At 71.6% G+C, this 15,241-nt stretch carries 15 protein-coding genes; 8 read left to right on the top strand and 7 right to left on the bottom strand.

Annotation, left to right across the window (positions count from 1 at the left end):
• Both ACQPXB_RS29955 and ACQPXB_RS29960 read right to left on the bottom strand, forming a co-directional pair.
• On the bottom strand, positions 1 to 1,104 hold the full coding sequence (locus ACQPXB_RS29955) for an NAD(P)-dependent alcohol dehydrogenase (protein ID WP_432845246.1): 1,104 nt from the start codon (positions 1,102 to 1,104) through the stop codon (positions 1 to 3).
• 35 nt (positions 1,105 to 1,139) lie between these two features.
• Positions 1,140 to 2,651, bottom strand: a complete 1,512-nt coding sequence (locus tag ACQPXB_RS29960) for an acyl-CoA synthetase (protein ID WP_432845247.1) — start codon at positions 2,649 to 2,651, stop codon at positions 1,140 to 1,142.
• A gap of 212 nt (positions 2,652 to 2,863) precedes the next feature.
• On the opposite strand from ACQPXB_RS29960, the gene ACQPXB_RS29965 reads away from it, so the two are divergent.
• A complete protein-coding gene (locus tag ACQPXB_RS29965) occupies positions 2,864 to 3,502 on the top strand; it encodes a TetR/AcrR family transcriptional regulator (protein ID WP_366581561.1) in 639 nt (212 codons plus the stop codon).
• A 6-nt stretch (positions 3,503 to 3,508) separates the two neighbouring features.
• Here ACQPXB_RS29965 and ACQPXB_RS29970 read toward each other — a convergent pair whose 3' ends face one another.
• The 3 genes from ACQPXB_RS29970 to ACQPXB_RS29980 are packed head-to-tail and all read right to left on the bottom strand — an operon-like array spanning position 3,509 to position 5,959.
• Entirely contained in the window at positions 3,509 to 4,177 is a 669-nt protein-coding gene (locus ACQPXB_RS29970; protein WP_386949555.1) for a TetR/AcrR family transcriptional regulator, read from the bottom strand.
• A 43-nt stretch (positions 4,178 to 4,220) separates the two neighbouring features.
• Entirely contained in the window at positions 4,221 to 4,976 is a 756-nt protein-coding gene (locus ACQPXB_RS29975) for a 3-hydroxyacyl-CoA dehydrogenase (protein ID WP_386949557.1), read from the bottom strand.
• 11 nt (positions 4,977 to 4,987) lie between these two features.
• Positions 4,988 to 5,959 carry an NAD(P)H-dependent flavin oxidoreductase gene (locus ACQPXB_RS29980; RefSeq protein ID WP_366581556.1) on the bottom strand — a complete coding sequence of 324 codons (972 nt, stop codon included), beginning with the start codon at positions 5,957 to 5,959 and terminating at the stop codon, positions 4,988 to 4,990.
• Positions 5,960 to 6,098: 139 nt separating this feature from the next.
• On the opposite strand from ACQPXB_RS29980, the gene ACQPXB_RS29985 reads away from it, so the two are divergent.
• The 3 genes from ACQPXB_RS29985 to ACQPXB_RS29995 are packed head-to-tail and all read left to right on the top strand — an operon-like array spanning position 6,099 to position 9,471.
• Positions 6,099 to 7,253: an acyl-CoA dehydrogenase family protein gene (locus ACQPXB_RS29985; RefSeq protein ID WP_432845249.1), complete on the top strand. Its 1,155-nt coding sequence runs from the start codon at positions 6,099 to 6,101 to the stop codon at positions 7,251 to 7,253.
• Between the two features lie 31 nt (positions 7,254 to 7,284).
• Entirely contained in the window at positions 7,285 to 8,673 is a 1,389-nt protein-coding gene (locus ACQPXB_RS29990) for a 4-hydroxyphenylacetate 3-hydroxylase N-terminal domain-containing protein (protein WP_432845250.1), read from the top strand.
• A gap of 36 nt (positions 8,674 to 8,709) precedes the next feature.
• Positions 8,710 to 9,471 carry an enoyl-CoA hydratase-related protein gene (locus ACQPXB_RS29995; protein WP_386949565.1) on the top strand — a complete coding sequence of 254 codons (762 nt, stop codon included), beginning with the start codon at positions 8,710 to 8,712 and terminating at the stop codon, positions 9,469 to 9,471.
• 3 nt (positions 9,472 to 9,474) lie between these two features.
• On the opposite strand, the gene ACQPXB_RS30000 is transcribed toward ACQPXB_RS29995, so the two are convergent.
• Complete coding sequence (locus ACQPXB_RS30000) at positions 9,475 to 10,269, bottom strand: DUF1684 domain-containing protein (RefSeq protein WP_432845251.1); 795 nt, start codon at positions 10,267 to 10,269, stop codon at positions 9,475 to 9,477.
• 120 nt (positions 10,270 to 10,389) lie between these two features.
• Between ACQPXB_RS30000 and ACQPXB_RS30005 the strand changes: the two genes are divergently transcribed.
• The 4 genes from ACQPXB_RS30005 to ACQPXB_RS30020 all read left to right on the top strand — a co-directional run bounded on the left by ACQPXB_RS30005 (position 10,390) and on the right by ACQPXB_RS30020 (position 13,718).
• Positions 10,390 to 11,292 (top strand): alpha/beta fold hydrolase, encoded by a 903-nt coding sequence (locus ACQPXB_RS30005; protein WP_432845253.1) that lies wholly within the window; start codon positions 10,390 to 10,392, stop codon positions 11,290 to 11,292.
• An 88-nt stretch (positions 11,293 to 11,380) separates the two neighbouring features.
• Positions 11,381 to 12,856, top strand: coding sequence for a glycosyltransferase family 39 protein (locus ACQPXB_RS30010; RefSeq protein WP_386949572.1), 1,476 nt, complete (start codon positions 11,381 to 11,383; stop codon positions 12,854 to 12,856).
• Between the two features lie 21 nt (positions 12,857 to 12,877).
• Positions 12,878 to 13,348 carry a ribonuclease HI gene (rnhA, locus tag ACQPXB_RS30015; RefSeq protein WP_386949575.1) on the top strand — a complete coding sequence of 157 codons (471 nt, stop codon included), beginning with the start codon at positions 12,878 to 12,880 and terminating at the stop codon, positions 13,346 to 13,348.
• A complete protein-coding gene (locus ACQPXB_RS30020; protein WP_386949578.1) occupies positions 13,335 to 13,718 on the top strand; it encodes a YchJ family protein in 384 nt (127 codons plus the stop codon). Before rnhA ends, ACQPXB_RS30020 begins: the two co-directional genes overlap by 14 nt.
• Before the next feature lie 21 nt (positions 13,719 to 13,739).
• Here the strand turns inward: ACQPXB_RS30020 and ACQPXB_RS30025 are convergent, their stop codons facing one another.
• The gene (locus ACQPXB_RS30025; protein ID WP_432845254.1) at positions 13,740 to 15,161 is read right to left on the bottom strand and encodes a carboxylesterase/lipase family protein; all 1,422 of its coding nucleotides are present in this window, start codon (positions 15,159 to 15,161) and stop codon (positions 13,740 to 13,742) included.
• Between the last annotated feature and the right edge of the window lie 80 nt (positions 15,162 to 15,241).

The raw sequence follows: 15,241 nt of genomic DNA on the forward strand, positions 1-15,241 counted from the left end.
TCACTCCTTCCGCGCGGAGGGAACCAGGACGGGCTTCACGACCTCGCCCTTGAGGCTCGCCTGCTCGGCTTCGTTGATCTCCTCGAACGGGAACGTCTCCACGAGCCGGTCGAACGGGAACCGGCCCTGGCGCCACAGCTCGATCAGCCGCGGGATCATCACCTGCGGCACGGCGTCGCCTTCGAGGATTCCCATCACGTTGCGGCCCACGGCGAGCGCCGTCGGGTCGAGCACCACGTCGCCCTGCTGCACGCCGACGAGCCCGCAGGTGCCGGTGGGGCGCAGCACCGCGATCGCGGTGGTGATCACCGACGGCACGCCGGTGGTGTCCACGGTGTACTGAGCGCCGCCCGTGGCCGCGAGCAGCTGCTCGACCAGGTCGGGCGCGGCGCCGTCGACGGTGTGCGTGGCACCGAGTTCCTTCGCCAGCTCCAGCCGGCGCGGGTTGAGGTCCACGGCGACGATCCGCGCGGCCCCGGCCACCCGGGCCGCCATCACCGCGGACAGGCCCACGCCACCGGCGCCGAACACGACGAAACTCGTGCCGGGCTCCACGCCGAGCGCGCTGAACACCGAGGCCGCCCCGGTCTGGATGCCGCAGCCGAGCGGGCCGAGCAGCTCCAGCGGCAGCTCCGGGTCGACCTTCACCGCGTTGCGCGCCGCGACGACCGAGTGCGAGGCGAACGACGACTGCCCGAACCAGCGCGCGGCCACGGCTTCGCCCGCGGCGTCGAGCACCGGCTGCTCGCCGTCCGGGTCGTGGCCGGTGAGGTTGCGCGGGAAGAAGGTCTCGCAGTACGACGGGTGCCCGGCGACGCAGTTGGCGCAGTGGCCGCAGAAGTCGAACGACAGCACCACGTGGTCGCCCGGCGCCAGGCTCGTCACGTCGGCACCCACGGCCTCGACGACACCCGAACCCTCGTGCCCGGTGATGATCGGCGGCGCGGCCAGGAACCCCGGTGCACGCGGCAGCAGGTCGGTGTGGCAGAGCCCGGCGCCGGCGATGCGCACCAGCACCTGGTCCGCGCCCGGCGCGGGCAGCTCGACGTCCTCGATCCGGTAGGGCCCGTCGGCGGCGCGCAGCACCGCGGCCTTGATCTGCATGGTCTTCTCGCTCCTGGTGGGTCCGAAGTGGTCGGTCAGCGGGTGAGCTCGCCCTTGACGAGCTTCCCGGTGGGCGTGCGGGGCAGCCGGTCGACGAAGGTGAACGCCCGGGGGACCTTGTAGTGCGCGATGCGCTCGCGCAGGTACTCGCGCAGCTCGTCGCCGAGGCCCGGCCCGGCCTCGCCCACGGGTTCGACGAACGCCTGCACCGCCTCGCCCATCTCCGGGTCGGGCACGCCGACCACGGCTACGTCGAGCACCTTCGGGTGCAGCGTCAGCGCGTTCTCGATCTCCTGCGGGTAGATGTTCACCCCGCCGGAGATGATCATGAAGGCCTTGCGATCGGTGAGGAACAGGAAGCCGTCCTCGTCGACGTACCCGACGTCGCCGGTGGTGGTCCACGTCGGGTGCCGCGGGTGCTGCGCCTCGGCGGTCTTGCCCGGGTCGTTGTGGTAGGCGAACGGCAGCGCGTCGCGTTCGAAGTAGACGGTGCCGATGCCGCCCGCCGGCAGCTCTTCGCCGTCCTCGCCGCAGATCCGGATCACGCCGACACCGGCCGGCCCGACCGAACCGGGCTTGCGCAGCCACTGCTCGCTGTCGATGAACGTGATGCCGCTGCCCTCGGTGGACGAGTAGTACTCGTGCAGGACCGGGCCCCACCAGTCGATCATGGCGCGCTTGACGTCGACCGGGCACGGCGCCGCGGCGTGGACGGCCACGCGCTGGCTCGACAGGTCGTACTTCACCCGCGTGGCTTCCGGCAGCTTGAGCATGCGGACGAACATCGTCGGCACCCACTGGCTGTGCGTCACGCCGTAGGTCTCGATCGCGGAAAGCGCTTGCTCCGCGTCGAACCGCTCCATCAGCACCACCGTGCCGCCCAGCGCCTGCACCACGCCGCCGAAGCGCAGCGGCGCCGCGTGGTAGACGGGCGCGGGCGAGAGGTAGACCGTGTCGGGGCCGAACCCGTACAGGGGACCGAAAACCGCGGTGTAGACATCGCCCGGCTCGTCGACCCGGCGCTCGGGCAGCGGCGGCTTGATGCCCTTAGGCCGGCCGGTGGTGCCGGACGAGTAGAGCATGTCCATGCCGCGCGGCTGCTCCGCCAGTGGCTCGGCCGACGTGCCCGCCAGCGCGTCCTCATAGGACTCGTAGCCAGGCACGCTTCCCCGGTACGCCAGGCGGAGGCGCACCTTCGGCGTGTCCGCGACGACGGCCTCGGCCACCCCGGCGAGCCCGGCCGACACGATCAGCGCCTCGGCGCCGCAGTCGTCGACGATGTAGGCGACCTCGGCCGGCGACAGGTGCCGGTTCACGGCCGTGATGTAGAGCCCGGAACGCAGCGCCGCCCAGTAGACCTCGAACACTTTCGGGTCATTTCCGGACAGGAGCGCGATGTGGTCGCCGCGGCGCAGCCCCGCGTCATGCAGGTAGCGCGCCAGCCGCGCCGAACGCTCCTCCAGCTGCCCGTACGTGAGCACCTCGTCGCCGGCCACGACGACGGCGGGCTTGTCGGGGAACTGCTCGGCGTGGACACCGGGGTACATGGGCGCTCCTGGCAGGGGAACCGGACGGGGAGCCGACCGGTGCGCCGCGGGCGCCCGAACCGGTCGGCTGTGACCTCGGGAGAGCTATCTAGCGTTCGTTAAGTTGAGCGTATGGTCCAGCTCACATGTTGTCAAGACAGTATGTCTGGATTCTCTGTCCAGTCAATTCGAGCGGCGAGCCGGTAGGGTGAGAGCGAGGACAAGGAGGCTGGATGCCGTCGGTGACCCGCAAGCCCCAGACCGCGCGCAAGCAGCAGCGCCGGGAGACGCTCGGCCGCCAGTTGCTGGAGGCCACCGAGCGCCTCATGGGCGAGGGACTCACGTTCACCGAGCTGAGCGTCGACCGCCTGGCGTCCGAAGGCGGCATCTCGCGCGCCACCTTCTACGTCTACTTCGAGGACAAGGGCCAGTTGCTGCGGCTGTTCGCCCAGCACGTGTTCGCCGACCTCACCGAAGCCGCGCAACGCTGGTGGAACAGCGCCGACGCGCGCGACCCCGAGGACCTGCGGGCCTCGCTGAGCGAGATCATCGCCCGCTACCGCAACCACCGCTCGGTGCTCTACGCGGTGATCGAGATGGCGGCGTACGACTCCGAGGTCGACGAGCTCTACCGCGGCATCATGGAGGGCCTCGTCGACGCCATCGCGGCGATCATCGAGCGCGGCCAGGCCGCCGGCACGATCACGCCGATGCCCGTGCGCGCCACGGCTTCCGCGCTCACCTGGATGGTCGAACGCACCTGCCACCAGACCCTGCGCTTCACCCCGGAGTCCGAGGACGACGCGCTGGCCGACTCCATGACCGAGGTCATCTGGCGCACCCTGTACCTGGAGCCGGCGCCGCGTCCGTGACGCACCTCAGCGCTTGCGCTTCACCGGCCGCGCGCCGACCGTGCGCAGCGCGAGGTCCACGTACCGCCCGGCGAGCTCTTCGGGCTTCAGCGGGCCGCCGGGCTGGTACCACCGCGCGATCGACTGGCACATGCCCAGCACGGCCCGCACCGTCTCCTCGGGGTGGGCCACGGTGAACACGCCCTCGCGCGCGCCGTCCTCGATGATCCCGGTCAGGACGGTCTCGATCTCCTTGCGGCGCGCGGCATAACGCTTGCGCGAGTCCGGCGAGAGGTGCCGCAGCTCCAGGTCCAGCGCGGCCAGCCGCGTGCGGTGCGTCATGTGCAGCACCACCGCCTCGACGACGTTGACCAGCTGCTCCCGCGGACCGGCCGCGTCGGCCGCCGCCGCGTTGACCCGGCTGACGGCTTCGCCGGTGCCCAGGTCGAGCAACGCGGCGAAGGCGCCTTCCTTGCTGTCGTGGTGGTAGTACAGCGAGGGCACGGTCTGCCCCACCCGGCGGACGATGTCGCGCACCGAGGTGCCGTGGAAACCGTGCTCGTAGAACGCGTCGAGCGCGGCGGCGAGCAGGGGCGTCAGCTCCAGCTCGTCGTAGTGCCGCCAGTCGGCCCCCGGCTCGACCTCGACCGAGACCGAGGCGGAGGCCGGGGCCACCGCCTCCCGCACACGCACCATGTTCCACCCATCGAGTCCGGAAGCTTCCCCGCCGAGTCTAGGCTCAGCGCGGGGCCATGCGGATGGCGCCGTCGAGCCGGATGGTCTCGCCGTTGAGCATCGGGTTCTCCACGATGTGGCAGGCCAGCGCCGCGTACTCCGCCGGGTCGCCCAGCCGGGACGGGTGCGGCACCTGCGCCCCGAGCGACTCGACGGCCTCGTCGGGCAGCGTGGCGAACAGCGGCGTGTGGAACAGCCCGGGCGCGATGGTCATCACGCGGATCCGGAGGCTCGCCAGGTCGCGCGCGATCGGCAGCGTCATGCCGACGATCCCGCCCTTCGACGCCGAGTACGCGGCCTGCCCGACCTGACCGTCGAACGCCGCCACGGACGCGGTGTTCACGATGACCCCGCGCTCCTCCCCCAGCGGGTCGACCTGCGCGATGCGCTCGGCGGCCAGCCGGAGCACGTTGAACGTGCCGATCAGGTTGACCGACACCACCTTCGTGAACGCGTCCAGCGGGAACGCGCCCTTCTTGCCGACGGTCTTCACCGCGTTGCCGATGCCCGCGCAGTTCACGACCACCCGCAGGTCGCCCAGCGACGCGGCCATGTCGACAGCGGCCCGCACGTCGGCCTCGCTCGTCACGTCGGCCGGCGCGAACACACCGTCCAGCTCCGCGGCGACCGCGGCACCGTCCGAAGTGGGCAGATCGACCACGACCACCTTCGCGCCGCGCTTGTGCAGCTCCTTCGCGGTGGCCAGGCCCAGCCCCGACGCCCCGCCGGTCACGAGCGCGACCGTGTTCGCGATGTCCATCCGTGTCCTCCTCAGGCCAGCACGCCGGCCAGGCGGCCGGCGATGATCTCGTGTGCCTCCGCGACGATGCGGGAGACCAGCTCCGCCACCGTCGGCACGTCGTGGACGAGCCCCTGCACCACACCCGCGGACCAGATGCCGAGGTCGATGTCGCCGGTCTCGTAGACCTTGCGGCCGCGGCTGCCCGCCACCAGGTCGCGCACGTCGTCGAAGCCACCGCCGCCGGCGAGGATGCCGACCACTTCGCGGCTCGTGGCGTTGGACGCCACCCGGGCGGTGTTGCGCAGCGACCGGAAGATCAGCTCCGTGTCCCGCTCGGTCGCCTCGACGAGGCGCTGCTTCACGTTGTCGTGCACCGGCGCCTCGGCCGTGGCGAGGAAGCGGGTGCCCATGTTGACGCCGTCGGCGCCGAGCGCGAGGGCGGCGACGAGGCCGCGGCCGTCGGCGAACCCGCCGGAGGCGATCATCGGGATCGTCACCTGCTCGGCCGCGGCGGGGATCAGCACCAGCCCCGGGACGTCGTCCTCACCGGGGTGCCCGGCGCACTCGAACCCGTCGATCGAGACCCCGTCCACGCCGAGGGCCTGCGCCTTCACCGCATGACGGACACTGGTGCACTTGTGCAGCACCTTCACCCCGGCCGCGCGGAACGCCGGCAGGTGCTCGGCGGGGTTGAACCCGGCCGTCTCGACGACCGGCACGCCGGAGCTGGTGATCACGTCGCGGTACTCGGCGTACGGCGGCGGGTTGATCGACGGCAGGATCGTGAGGTTCACGCCGAAGGGTTTGTCCGTGAGCTCCCGGCAGCGGACGATCTCCTTCGCCAGGTCCTCCGGTGTCGGCTGCGTGAGCGCGGTGAGGAACCCGAGCGCGCCCGCGTTGGCCACGGCGGCCACGAGCTCCGCGCGGCCCACCCACTGCATGCCGCCTTGGACGATGGGGTGCTCGACCCCGAAAACCTCGCAGAAGCGCGTGCGCAGCATCCGGACTCCCTTGTTCGGCCCACGGTTTCCGCACCGAAGGTAACTTAGCGATCGTTAGATATACAGTGACCCTGGTCTCTTGACAGCGGCGGGCGTGTTTAACGATCGTTAGATAACTTTCGACGACGCAGGGGGCACCGTGCAGCGCCAGCTCTTCACCGCCGACCACGAGGCCTACCGCGAACTGGTGCGGGAGTTCACCGCGCGCGAGGTCGTGCCGAACCTCGACCGCTGGGACGCCGACCGGCTGATCGACCGCGAGGTCTGGCGCGCCGCGGGCAAGCAGGGCGTGATCGGGCTGGCCGTGCCGGAGGAGCACGGCGGCGCCGGCCAGCCGGACTACCGCTACCGCGTGGTCGTCGCCGAGGAGCTGGCACGCGTCGGAGCGGCGTCGCTGCACTCGAGCTTCGGGCTGCAGGACGACATCATCATCCCGTACGTGCAGGACCTCGGCACCGACGAACAGCGCCGGAAGTGGCTGCCGGGCATGGCCTCGGGCGAGCTGATCGGCGCCATTGCGATGACCGAGCCGGGTGCGGGCAGCGATCTGCAGGGCGTGCGCACCACGGCCGTGCGCGACAGTGGCGAATGGGTCCTCAATGGACAGAAGACCTTCATCACCAGCGGCATCAACGCCGACTTCGTGATCGTGGTGGCGCGCACCGACCCGGCGGCGGGCTCACGCGGGTTCAGCCTGATCGTGGTCGAGAACGGCACGCCCGGTTTCACGCGCGGGCGCAAGCTCGACAAGGTCGGCCTGCACGCGCAGGACACCGCGGAGCTGTTTTTCGAGGACGTGCGGGTGCCGGCGGCGAACCTGCTCGGCACCGAGGGCCGCGGGTTCGCGCACCTGATGGAACGGCTGCCGCGCGAGCGCATGTCGATCGCCGTCGGCAGCCTCGCGAGCGTCGACGCGGTGTTCGCCGAAACGCGCGAATACTGCTTCAGCCGCAAGGCGTTCGGCAAGCCGATCGGCGACTTCCAGAACACCCGTTTCGTGCTCGCAGAGATCGCCACCGAACGCGACGTGACGGCCGCGTACCTCGATGCATGCGTGCACGAGCTCAACGCCGGCTCGCTCACCGCGGTCGACGCGGCGAAGGCCAAGTGGTGGGCCAGCGAGCTGCAGAAGCGCGTGATCGATCGCTGCGTGCAGTTGCACGGCGGCTACGGCTACATGCTGGAGTACCCCGTCGCCCGGGCCTTTGTGGACTCCCGCATCCAGACGATCTACGGCGGCACCACCGAGATCATGAAGGAGATCATCGGCCGTGATCTCGCCGCCGGCCACTGACCACCCCACCGAGACAGAAAGCGGACGACACATGGGTTTGCGCACGGCGAAGGAGTACCGGGACGGGCTGCGCGACGGCCGTCGCGTGTTCTACCGCGGGCAGCGGGTGGCGAGCGTGGGCGACCACCCGGAGCTGACGCTCGCGGTGGACCACTCCGCGCACTGCTTCGACATCTCGCAGTCGCACCCCGAGCTGGCCGTCGCCGACGGCTACTCGGCGTTCTACCGGGTGCCGCGTTCGGCCGAGCAGTTGCGGTCCCGCGGCGAGCTGATCGAGACCGTCTCCCGGCTGGGCGGCGGGATCATCGTGCTCAAGGAGGTGGGCAGCGACGCGATGTTCGCGTTGCTGCGCACTCTGGAGGGTGAAGAGCTGGAGCGCGCGAAGGCGTTCCACGAGCGCGTGTGCCGCGACGACCTGGCTCTGGCCGTGGCGCAGACGGACGTGAAGGGCGACCGTTCGCTCGCGCCGCACCAGCAGGCCGACCCGGACCTGTACCTGCGGATCGTCGACGAGGACGCCGACTCGATCACCGTGCGCGGCGCGAAGTGCCACACGTCGTACTCGGCCAACGCCGACGAGCTGATCGTGCTGCCGACCCGCGCGATGGGTCCCGACGACGCGGACTACGCGGTGTCGTTCGCGATCCCGATCGACACTCCGGGCCTGAACATCTACGTCTCGCCCTACCTCGCCGGCGAGCGCAACGAGTTCGAGTTTCCGTTGTCGTCGAAGCACAAGATGCTCGAGAGCCTCACGGTGTTCGACGACGTGCGGGTGCCGAAGGAGCGCGTGTTCCTCAACCGCCGCCCCGAGCTGGCGGGACCGCTGGCGATCGCGTTCGTGGACTACCACCGGTTCAGCGCGATCAACTACAAGCTGCCGCTGCTCGACCTGCTGGTGGGTTCGGCGTCGCTGATCGCGGAGTACAACGGCATCGCGCGCGCCGGGCACGTGAAGGACAAGATCACGCAGCTGATCGCGTACGCCGAGACCGTGCGCGGGCTCGCGGAGCTGGCCGCGCTGCGGTCGCGGCCCGGGCAGGACGGCATCCAGCAGCCCGACCCCGTCGCGGTGAACACGGCGAAGTACACCTTCGCGCACGGTTTCCACGACGCGGCGGCGAAGCTCATGGACCTCGCCGGCGGTCTGCTCGCCACCGGCCCCGGCGGTGAGGACTGGGCGAACCCGGAGATCCGCGCGGTGCTGGAGAAGTACTACGCGGCCGCGGTGCCGGCCGAGCCCCGCCTGCGGCTGCTGAACCTCATCGCCGACCTCACCGCCCGCGACTACGGTGGCTACCAGGCCGTGCTCGCCACGCACGCGGAAGGTTCGCTGGAGGCGGAGAAACTGCAGATCGCCCGCACCTACGACCCGACGCGTGCCCGGGCGTACGTCAGCCGCCACGCCGGACTCGCCTGAAAGGGGCCTTCCTTGACCGCGCCAGTTGATGTGCCAGTGAAGATCGTGCAGGACGGTGCCGCGCTGCGCATCGAGTTCGACCGGCCCGACCGGCTCAACGCCGTGACCACCGCGATGCTCGTGCGCGCGGGCGACGCCGTGGAGGAGGCGCTGGCGGACGCGAGCGTGCGCGTGGTCGTGCTGACGGGTGCCGGGCGGGCCTTCTGCGCCGGCGCCGACCTCGCCGGCACCGATATCGAGGCCGACCCGGACACCGGCACGATCGACGCCGCCAACCGGCTCACCCGCCTGTTCCGCGACATCCCGAAGCCGGTGGTGGCCGCGGTGAACGGCCCGGCCGTGGGCGTGGGCTGCTCGTTCGCGCTGGCCGCGGACCTGTGCGTGGCGCGCGAGTCGGCGTACTTCCTGCTGGCTTTCGCCAACGTCGGCCTGATGCCCGACGGCGGCTCCACCGCCCTGGTGCCCGCCGCCATCGGCCGCGCGCGGGCGGCGCGCATGGCGATGCTGGCCGAGCGCGTGCCGGCTCCGCAGGCCCTGGAGTGGGGCATGATCTCGCACGTCGTCGCGGACGCCGACTTCGACGCGGAGGTCGCGCGCATCACCCGGCAGCTCGCCGAAGGCGCCACGGCTTCGTTCGCGCAGACGAAGCGGGCGTTGGCCGCTTCGTCGCTGGCCCAGCTCGACGGCGCGTTCGAGCTGGAGCGGGCCGGTCAGTCGTCGTTGTTCGCCACCAAGGACTTCGCCGAAGGCCTGGCCGCCTTCCGCGCCAAGCGTCGTCCCGAGTTCCGCGGCGAGTGAGGGCTACTGCCGCTCGTAGGGCAGCTTCTCCCCCGCCTCCACGGCGAACGGGAGCCGGTTGCCCTCGGGCGGCAGCGGGCACGTCGCGAAGTCGGTGAACGCGCAGGGCAGGTTGCGGGCCCTCGTGAAGTCCAGCGTGACGCGGCCCTGCTCGTCCGGCTTGTCCACCGCGAGCGACCGGTTGGCGGCGTAGGTGGTGACGCCGCTGGTGGCGTCGGTGAAGAGGATCGTGAAGCCGCCTTCGCGCCCGTTGAAGGCGGTGAGCGTGTACTCGGTGCCGTCGCGGGTGAACCGGACCTTGCCGGGCGCGGTGTACACGTGCGACAGCCCCTCGACCACCGCCCCCACCGTCACCGGCCGCGGCTCCTCGAACGACTCGAACTGTGCTTCGACGGCCCAGTTCTCGTCGGGCTCGTACGCCGGCACACCCCGGAACGTCTTCAGCACCGGCGCCTCGGGATCGTGCACGCGAATCAGGTACCCCGACCGCCTCGCGATCTCCACCTCTACGGCCCCGGCCACCACCCGCGTCCCGGCGCCGCTGTTCACCAGCTCGATCCGTTTGACGCCGGTGATCTTCTCACCCTCGTGCACGAGGTCCGCACCATCGGGGTCGACGTACGCGGCTTCCGCGTCCTGCCACCACTTCCCGGGCAGATTTCCGTAGCTGCGCGGCTCATTCCCCAGCCAGTCGAGGGAGACCAGCGCCAGCCAGCCGTAGGGCTCGGCCAGCTCCTTCTCACGCTGGACCTTCCAGTCCTGCCAGGCTTGGGTGAAGTCCCTGGTGCTCGCCGTCATGCCTGCCCCTTCCGTCGACCCGTGCTGGAGACAACGCCTCACCGTGGGCGTTGTTCCACGTCCCACCATGCGGGCGCGGATACTTTCGGGCGAGTGGCGACGGCGACGGGAGCACCGGGCATGGCGGACGACACCGAGGCCCCGCTGGGGACTCGCTACGAGGTCTCGGGCGGGGCGATGCTGCTGCACCGCTCCGGCACCGGCGGGCCGCCCGTGGTGTTCCTGGCCGGGGGCGGCATGTTCGGCCTGTACTACCGGACCGTGCACGACCTCGACGCGGAGTTCACCACGAGCGTGTTCTACGACCGGCTCGGCACGGGCTGGAGCGACCCGGTGGAGCTCCCCCGCAGCGGCACGCAGGTCACCGACGACCTGCGCGAACTGTTGCGCGCCGCCGAAGTGCCCGGCCCGTACGTGCTGGTCGGACATTCGCTCGGCGGCCTCTACGCGCGGCTCTACGCGAAGCGGTTCCCCGGCGAGGTCGCGGGCCTGGTCCTGCTCGACCCGACGCACGAGGACATCGTCGGCTACCTGCCGGAGGAGAAGGCGCGGCTGTTGCGGAACTCCAGCACCGAGGACGTGTTCCCGCCCGAACAGCTGGACGCGATGCGCACCGCGTACCGGGCCACGTTCGGCCGGGCGCTCGCCGGCTGGCCCGCCGAGATCCGCGAGCCACTGCGGGACCAGGGGTTCAGCCGTGAGCGCTACCGGCAGTCCCTGCGGGAGCCGATGAACCTGCCGCGCCTGTTCGACGAGGTCCGCGCCGCGGGGCCCGATCCCGATGTGCCGCTGATCTTCGTGTCCGCCATGGGGATCGACCGGTTCGCCGAGGAGCTGCTGCCGCCCGAAGCGCGGGCATCGCCGGCGGAGTCCAACGAGGCCAAGCACCGGTTGTACACCGACCTGGCCGCCGCGCTCCCCCGGGCCGAAGTCCGCCGTCTGGACGACGCCGGGCACTCGGGCCTCGCCTGGCTGCGGCCGGACGCCGTGGTCCGGGCCATCCGGGACGTGTCGCCGCGCTGACCCGGGCCCGGCAAGTCTCGGGTCGGAAACGGGGGCCCTGTCGATCTCGCGACGGCGTTACGATCCGCCCTCCGGGTGAGGGGGAGCCATGGGGGAAACCGCTTCGGAGACGGCCGCGAGAACCAGGGCGCCGTTCGCGGCCGGCGGGGTCGGGATCGTGGTGGTGGTGCAGGCCGCGGTGCTCACGGCGCTGTCGGGCGGGTACGGCTTCCACCGCGACGAGTTCTACTACGTCGCCGCCGGGAACCGGCTGGCGTGGGGGTACGTGGACCAGCCGCCGTTGACGCCGGCGTTGGCGAGGCTCGCGACGAGCCTGTTCGGGGACACGGCGCCCGCGCTGAGGGTGGTCGCGACGCTGGCCGGGGTGGCGACCGTGCTCGTGCTGGCGCTGGCCGCGCGGGAGTTCGGGGCCGGGCACGCGGGTCAGGTGATCACCGCCGTGGTCACGGCGCTGTCCGGCTACGTCCTCGTCGTCTCGCACATGCTGTCCACCACCACGATCGACATGCTCGTCTGGTCGGTGCTGGGGCTGTTCACCGTCAAGCTGCTCAAGACCGGTGACGGCCGCTGGTGGCTTGCCATCGGCGCGGCGACCGGCGTCGGGCTGCTCAACAAGTGGCTCGTGCCCCTGCTGCTCCTCGCGCTGGCCGTCAGCGTGTTCATCACGGGACCCCGCGAAGTGTTCCGGACATGGTGGCTGGCGGCGGGCGTCGCCATCGCGCTCGCGGCGGTCGCGCCCGTGCTCGTCTGGGAGGCTCGCAACGGCTGGCCCATGGTCGCCTTCGCCGGCGGCATCAGCGAAAACGACGGCGCCGAGAACCGCCTGATGTTCGTGCCGCTGCAGATCGCGTACCTCTCCCCCGCGCTGGTGCCCGTGTGGATCGCCGGGATCGTGCGGCTGTGGAAGACGCCGCGGCTGCGCTCGCTGTCCCTCGCGTACCCGATCCTGTGCGTCGTCCTGCTCGCGCTCGGCGGCAAGCCGTACTACTCGCTGCCGCTGCTGATGCTGCTCACCGCGGCCGGCGTGCAGCCCGCGCTGGAGTGGTTCGCGCGCCGCCGGGCGAGGCGGTGGTGGCTGGTCGCCGCGGCGTTCGGGGCGGCGGTCTCCCTCGCCATCGGGCTGCCGATCGTGCCCGCGCAAGCGCTGGGCCCGGTGCTCGCGCTGAACAAGGAACAGGGCGAGCAGATCGGCTGGCCGGGGTTCGTCGCGACCGTCGCCGACGCGTGGCGGCAGATTCCCGAGAAGGCCAACGCCGTCGTCTTCACCAGCAACTACGGCGAAGCGGGCGCGATCGAGCACTACGGCCCGGCCCACGACCTGCCCGCGCCGTACTCCGGCCACATGTCCTACGCGGACTGGGGCCCGCCGCCCGACCGGATGGACGGGGCCGTGGTGCTCGTCGGCTCGTTCGACCGCCCGGCCCGCGCGTTCACCGGCTGCCGCGAGGTCGCCGTGCAGGACGCCGGGATCGACAACGACGAGCAGGGCACGCCCGTCGCCCTGTGCACCGGGACCACGGCCGCGTGGTCGGCACTCTGGCCGAGCCTCCGCCACTTCTCCTGACGCGCTCGGTAGGGTCGCTGCGTGAGCGATGAGGCCGTGGAGATCTACACCGACGGAGCGTGCAGCGGCAACCCCGGCCCGGGCGGCTGGGGCGCTTTCCTGCGCTACGGCCGCCACGAGCGCGAGCTCTACGGCGGCGAGGACACCGTGACCACCAACAACCGCATGGAGCTGATGGCGCCGATCCGCGCGCTGGAAAGCCTCACGCGGCCCTCGGTCGTGCGCATCTACACCGACAGCACCTACGTCCGCAACGGCGTGACGCAGTGGATGCCGCGGTGGAAGAAGAACGGTTGGCAGACTGCGGCGAAGCAGCCCGTGAAGAACGCTGACCTGTGGCAGCGCCTCGACGCCGCGGGCGAGCGCCACGAGGTCGAGTGGCTGTGGGTCAAGGGCCACGCCGGCCTGCCCGAGAACGAGCGCGCCGACCGGCTGGCCGTGAAGGGTGCGCAGGAGTCCGCCCAGGCCGGGGTCAAGCGTGCCCGCGCCTGACCCACGCTGTCCCTGCGGCCTGCCCCAGCCCTACGCCGAGTGCTGCGGCCGCTTCCACGACGGCCGCCAGGCCGCGCCCACCGCCGAGCTGCTCATGCGCTCGCGCTACAGCGCGTTCGCGGTCGCCGATCCCGCGTACCTGCTGGCGACGTGGCACCCGGACACCCGCCCGAAGCGGCTGCGCCTCGACGACGGCCAGGAGTGGACCGGCCTCGACATCCTCGGCGGCACGGGCGGCGGGCTGCTGCAGAACGAAGGCACCGTCGAGTTCCGCGCGCACTACCGCTTCCGCGGCAACGAAGACACGCTGCACGAGAACAGCCGCTTCGTCCGCGAAGCCGGCCAGTGGTTCTACGTCAGCGCACTCTGAACCTGTCCTGCGAAACGGCGCTCACAGGGAATCCCACAGCCGGCGTTGCCCGGCGTCCGGATCGGACACGGTCGTGCTCACGTCGTCGAACAGCCGTGTGATCCGCGCGCCGGGCTCGTACGGAGCCCAGCCCGGGTCGCCCGTCGCGACGAAGCGGACCCACACGTCGAACATCTGCGTCGCCATCGCCTGCAGCCGAGCCGGATCCGGTTTCGCCAGCGCGAACAGGAAGCGCCAGTTCTTGTTGCCGATGTCGTCGAACATCAACGGCAGGTCGAGCCCGTGCACCGCGCCGAGCCCCTTGCCGCGCGGCGCGATCCGCCAGTCGAGCCGGTACATCCACGCGGTGCCGCCGGCGGCGTGCTGCGCCTCGGCCAGCCGGATGGCGGGCAGCCACCAGTCGCCGGCCGTCCGCACGCGGTTGCGCAGCTGGTCCTCGGGCCAGCCGGGCAGCAGCTCGCGGTACGCGGCGACGCCCTTGGCGATCGTCTCGTCGTCGAGCATCGTCGAGCCGGTGCCCAGCAGCTTCGCGCGGCCGGTCTGCAGCCAGGAGAACAGGTCCTGCTCGTCGGCCGTCGTGCCGGTGAGGATCCGTACGTCGCGCGCCGCGCCGTCGGCCACGGCTTCACCCGGGTACCGCGGCAGCAGGTCGCCGTCGACGATCACGCGGTAGGTCACGAGCTTTCCCGAAGCGGCCGCGACCCGTTGCTGCGCCTGGAGGATCCGCGGCACCGGCAGCGTCGCGAGCTCGTCCGCGGCCACGCCGAGGTCGGCCAGCAGCGCCGCCGCCACGGCCTCGCCCTCGGCCGGCGTGTGCACGACCGAGCCGACGCCCGTGCCGCTCTGCACGATCGCCTGGCGGAAGAGCCCCCGCGTCCGCGGCACGGCCAGCAGCGTGCCGACGGTGCGCCCGCCGTTCGACTGCCCGGCGAGCGTCACCCGCTCCGGGTCGCCGCCGAACGCCGCCACGTTGTCGCGCACCCACTCCAGCGCGAGCACCTGGTCGTGCAGCGAACGATTCCCCTCGGACACCCCGGGCAGCCGCAGCATGCCCAGCACCCCGAGGCGATAGCCGACGGTCACCACCACGATGCCTCGGCGCGCGTACGCCGACGCGTCGAACTGATGCGGCGAGCCCATCACCCCGCCACCACCGTGGATCCACACCAGCACCGGGTACGGCCCGGGTGAGGCCGGCGCGTAGACGTTGACGTGGAGGCAGTCCTCCTCACCGGTGAACCCGCGCCCGGTCACCTCCGGCTGCGGCGCCCGCGCGGCGAACCGCGTCGCGTCGCGAACGCCGGCCCAGCTGCCGGCCGGTCGCGGCGGCCGGAACCGCAGCGGGCCCACGGGCGGCTCGGCGTAGGGCACGCCCAGGAAATACCCGACTCCGTCGCGCACTTCGCCACGCACCGCACCGGCTCGCGTCTCCACCGTCGTCACGCGAGCCAGCCTACTGATCACGCAGGTGGCGAGTTCCGTGTCCCGCGAGCACCCGCGGCCGCGCGCGGGTCATGATTACC

The sequence above is a fragment of the Amycolatopsis sp. CA-161197 genome, from assembly GCF_050942255.1.
In the GTDB taxonomy this organism is placed as follows: Bacteria; Actinomycetota; Actinomycetes; order Mycobacteriales; family Pseudonocardiaceae; genus Amycolatopsis.